The sequence below is a fragment of the Faecousia intestinalis genome (assembly GCF_040096185.1).
In the GTDB taxonomy this organism is placed as follows: domain Bacteria; phylum Bacillota; class Clostridia; order Oscillospirales; family Oscillospiraceae; genus JAZOXB01.
Genome location: NZ_JBBMFF010000186.1, coordinates 1 through 4,934 on the forward strand (window position 1 = coordinate 1; position 4,934 = coordinate 4,934).

The 4,934-nt window shown below is 63.1% G+C and carries 1 protein-coding gene; it reads right to left on the reverse strand.

Annotation, left to right across the window (positions count from 1 at the left end; translation table 11 throughout):
- Positions 1–139: 139 nt before the first annotated feature.
- Positions 140–4,564 carry an S-layer homology domain-containing protein gene (locus WMO66_RS05795; protein ID WP_349135445.1) on the reverse strand — a complete coding sequence of 1,475 codons (4,425 nt, stop codon included), beginning with the start codon at positions 4,562–4,564 and terminating at the stop codon, positions 140–142.
- Between the last annotated feature and the right edge of the window lie 370 nt (positions 4,565–4,934).

The window sequence follows — 4,934 nt, forward strand, 5'->3', positions numbered from 1 at the left end:
CCTTGCGCCACTGAATTTGTACCGCAAACAACGTCAGCCTGCATGGCGCTCAGTGAGCGCCGCTACAGACGCAATCGGTTTGTACGTTTTTAACGACAGCAGCGCCGCCCGGATGAGCGGCGCTGCGCGTTATCGTTGCTTATTTCTGCTTCAGGAAGCGCATGAGGATCGTCGCCACCTGCGCGCGGGTCGCGCCCGCCTGCGGCTCGAGCCAGCTCTCGCCGCCCTGCGCCACGCCGTTGATGAGGCCGCGGTCCACGGCCCAGGCCAGCGCCTCGCGGGCATAGGCGCTGACGCGCTCCTCGTCCGGGAAGGCCGCAAGATCGGCATCCGTCGTCATATCGTCGCCGCGATAGGCCGCATAGCGATACAGGATAGCTGCCATCTGCTCGCGCGTGATCTCCGCCTCCGGGGCGAACGTGCCGTCGCCCATGCCGAGGACGATCTCGTTCTCCACGGCCCAGATCACGGCCTCGGTGTACCAGCTGTCCGGCTCGACATCCGTGAACGGGTTCGCGCCCGTCGGCTCCTTCTGGCCGTCGAGGCGATAAAGCACGGTGACGAGCATGGCGCGCGTCATGGCGACGTTCGGCGAGAATTCCGTATCAGACGTGCCGCGGAACAGGCCGAGCTCCAGCGTGTAATCGATGCCTGCATGGCTCCAGTGGCCGAACTCCGGCGCATCGTGATAGTCATGGCTCGGGCAGATCGTCCCGGCGCAGGACTCGAGGACCGGGAGCACCGTCTTCTGCTCCGCACCGCAGCGTCTGCAGGTCTGCTCCAGCAGGCCCTCCTTCGTCAGGCGCGGGGCCTGCACGACCGTTCCGGCGTTCCAGTCATGGCCCAGCTCGCGGACATAGTCGCCCGTCGTCCGGTCGCCGCAGTGCGCGCAGACATAGGCCGTGTAGCCAAGCTCCGTGCACGTCGGCTCGACGATCTGCGGCACATAGCTGTGCGCCAGCTTCGCGATCGGCTCCGTGTGAGTCTTGCCGCAGGAGCAGGTGTAGGTCATCTCGCCCTCGCGGGTGCAGGTCGGCTCGCGCGTCACGACGCCGTCGCCGTAGGTGTGGCCCGTGGGGGCGATGTAGCTGTCGGTAAAGTGGTCGCCGCAGCGGCCGCAGGTGTGCGTCGTGAAGCCCGGCGTTTCGCACGTCGGCTCCGTCACAACGGCCGCATAATCGTGGCCGAGCGCGGGCAGATTCGTCAGCGCACCGGTCTCGCCGCAGTGCGTGCACACCTCCTGCTCCATGCCCGCAGCCGTGCAGGTCGGGGCAAGGACGGTGCGGGTCTGCATGTCGTGGCCCGTCGCGGGAACGGACTTCAGCGGGCCAATCAGCTCGCAGCGGCTGCAGACGCTCTGCTGCATGCCGTCCGTCGTGCAGGTCGGGGCGAGGATGGTGTGATCAACCATGTCATGGCCGAGGGCCGGGAGCACAGTCGCCTCGCGGAACACAAGGCCGCAGCCGGGGCAGGCCTCGCTTTCGCTCAGGCCCGGCTCCGTGCAGGTGGCCGCCTTACCCGGTGTGACCACATGGGCATGCTCGCCCGTAGACGGGACCGTCGTCTGCGCCGTGAAGACCTCTCCGCAGCGCGCGCAGTGGCTGCCCTCGGTCAAGCCGTCGGAAACGCACGTCGGCGGGACGGCGGCGTCCGTCACGACATCGTGGCCCAGCGCCTCCAGCTCCCCGGCCCGCTTCGTCAGGCCGCAGTGCAGGCACGTCAGATTCGTGAAGCCCGCCTCCGTGCAGGTCGGCTCCGTCGTAGCCGAGATGTAGATGTGCTCCGTAGGCTTCACCGTGATCTTGTAGGTGACGCGATAACCGTTGGACGCCCGCACGGCGAACTGGTATTCTCCGGCCGGCAGCGGCTTGTTGATCAGATTTGCGCCCTCCGTGATCTCGAAATACGGGTACTTGGCACCTTCCTCCACATGGAAGCCGACATCCTGCCAGACGTTCAGGCCGGAGAGGGTGAGATAGTCGCCCTCGACATAGTTCTTTCTGATCGGGCCGTCCGTCAGCAGAACGGCCTGATATTCCGAGCCACTCGTGCCGAGGTCGAACTCCGGATACAGGCCCGCGCCGTCCTCGCGCTCCGTGTAGGCCTTGAGGTCAAAGTCCGGCTTCTCCTTCCAGTTTACCCCATCGACATGGTCCTGCAGGACCTTCGTGGTGATCTTGTCGACTGCCTTCGTGCTCCACTGGAGCTGCCACCACGGGTCGCCGTTGAGCGGCGTGCTTCCGCGCTCGGACGCGCGGCTGCCCCAGAGGTGATAGACCGCATTGGCTGCATAGCCATTGCCCGTCAGAAGGCCGACCTGATAGTAACGGTCCTCCGCAGAGGCGTTCTGCTTCTCGACCTTCGGCGCAGCGCCGAGCGCCAGCCACATCAGATTGGAGAACGGCGCACGCTCATAGCCGGTCAGGCCGCCTGCCGCCGCGCCCGTTGCACCCTTGGCGCTGATGGAGCCCTGGAACTTCTCGGACTGGATATAGCCGCACTCGTTTATGGTCCCCGTCAGGTAATAGCCGACCAGACCGCCCGCGATCGCGCTGCCGTCCGCCCACGGAAGGAATTCCTGCGGGTTGGCCGCCTTCGTCGTGACCGCACGGACCGAGGTATCCACGCAGACGACGCCGCGCAGGGCGGCCTCGCCGGCCTCGCCGGTTTCCTTGCCTGCCAGCTTGCCGACCGCGCCGCCGGCATAGACAACGCCTGCGCCGCTGTGCTCACCCGTGACCGAGCTGTCGTAGACCGCGCAGTATTCGATCCTGCCGCCGTTGACCAGGCCTGCGAGGACGCCGACGCAGAGGTCGCCCGAGCGGCCGCCGGAGTCGCCGTCTGCCGTCAGGCCGGTCACCGTGGCATTGCGCACGATGAGGTTGCGCACCGTGCCGGTCAGCTCGCCGAACAGGCCGACGGTATGGGCCGTGTTGCCGCCCATGCCCGTCAGAACCACATTGTAGATCTCGTGGCCGTTTCCGTCAAACGTGCCGCTGAAGTTCCGCATACCCGTGAAGGACTTGCCCTCCATATTCAGCTCATTATGCAGGATAAACTGACAGTCCGCATAGCTGGGCTTCGAGGTATCCTGCGGTGAAATGGCGGCGAACTGATCCGCCGTTTTAATGATATACGGATAGTCCTCCGTGCCGAGGCCGCCCGCAAACGGGCCGCTGTCGATCTGCTTATAGAGCACGAGCGTGATGGTCTGCATCGTCTTGCCGCCGAACTCCACGTCGAGCTTGAGGAATCTGCGGCCGTATTCAAACCCGCCCTCTTCCGTGGTCTTCACATGGAAGAACGCGTTGTCGTGGATCTGCAGATAGGTCGGATCCGCAGCGCTTTGGGCGCGGATGGTGAATTTCGCGATGCCGGAGAAGGCCTCGCTGAGGGATTCGTCAAAATACTTTGCCAGCTCCTCCGCCGGGTCGCGCAGCCAGAAATTGGCCCCGGTCTCGATGACGAAGCTGTCGCCGGAGATGGTGCGGTTCAGCATCCTGCCGCCCGGCGTCTGGTAGACGACCTCAAAGGCCACGTCCTGATGATAATTCGAGCGCAGGTCGCCCAGAATGCAGCCCGCCGTCTGCTCGACGTCGCTCCAGAGGGCGGTGATGGTCGCGTCGATCTGCTTCTGCGAGATCATCGTACCGAAATCCGTCTGATAGAGGCCGCCGTTTTCCGTGATGTAGGCCGTCTGGTACAGGGCGATCGCCTGCTCATAATACGCGCCCATGACATAGGCGTAGTAGAGGTAGACGATCATGTCCTGCGTGCTCTGCGCAGCCGCGGCGCGCGCCTCCTCCTCCGTCTTGCCGCCGCCCTGATAGGCAAGGATGTAATACTGCGTCAGGACGTCCACAACGCTGCCGGGGCCGGAATAGATGTACTTGCCCTGCAGATAACGGCCAAGCTTGTCGACGGCGGAGTGCAGGTTGCCGCTGTATTCCACGTTCTGGAGGGAGTAGAACTGGTCGTAGATGTTCTTCTGATAGGCGGGCGAAGCGGATTCGTCCAGCATATCCGTCACAAGGCGGTCATAGTAGCTCAGGGCCTCGTAATACTGGTTGAAGAACTCAAAGAACGTGTTGAGGTAGGTGCTGTACTTCAGCTCGAGCGTTGCATTCTGGATCTGCCCGCTCAGATTCTCCATCTGCTGCGAGAGACTGGCGATGCCGTTCGAGACGGTCCGTTCCAGCTGATGGATGGCAGCGCTGTTCTTTTCGAGCTGCTTGCTGATGCTGCTGAGCTCCGCCTCGACCTTGCTCAGGTCGACCTTCTGGATGACGGTCTCCTTCGTCTGGCCGCTGGAGCTGCCGCCGAAGTCGATGCCGAGCAGATCGCTGCCCGCATATTTGAACACGGCCAGCACGCCCTGCCCGGCGTTGTCATACTCGCTCCCGTTCCTGCAGGCGTATATGCCACCCTTGACGAGCGAGGTGCACATTTTCAGACTGGTGCCGATGACGGTGCTGATGACGGCGTCCGCCTGCGGGGTCACGGCAGGCAGAAGCCCGGCCAGCAGGCACAGCGCCAGCAGCAGGCTCACGATGCGTTTTTTCATAGGAGTTCCTCCTTTTTTGCTTGGGGGAAGCTTGAAGCATCCGTTTGATTGTGGTTTTAACTGTAGTTAAATTATGCCATATCGTTCGACAGAAATCAAGTCCTATTTTGGACCGGCCTCAAAATTCCGTCATGGAGAATGGTATATAGGCTGCCAGATGTACGTTGTAACAGGGCATGCGGCAAATGGACAATTGAAAATGGAAAGCGGAAAGTTTCACATGGCTGCAGCGGCGTTCCCTGCACAAGGCTGCCGCGTGGGAGAAAATGTAGCTGCGCTCAGTGAGCGCCTTGCAGGCTGACAACATGCGCCGCTTTCCCTCTATGGCGCGAGGCCCCCAGATTTGTCATTGCGAGGAGGCCAACGGCCG

Bases quoted from the DNA above. Each gene is read 5' to 3' on its own strand.
- WMO66_RS05795 (WP_349135445.1), bottom strand. From the start codon at position 4,564: ATGAAAAAACGCATCGTGAGCCTGCTGCTGGCGCTGTGCCTGCTGGCC.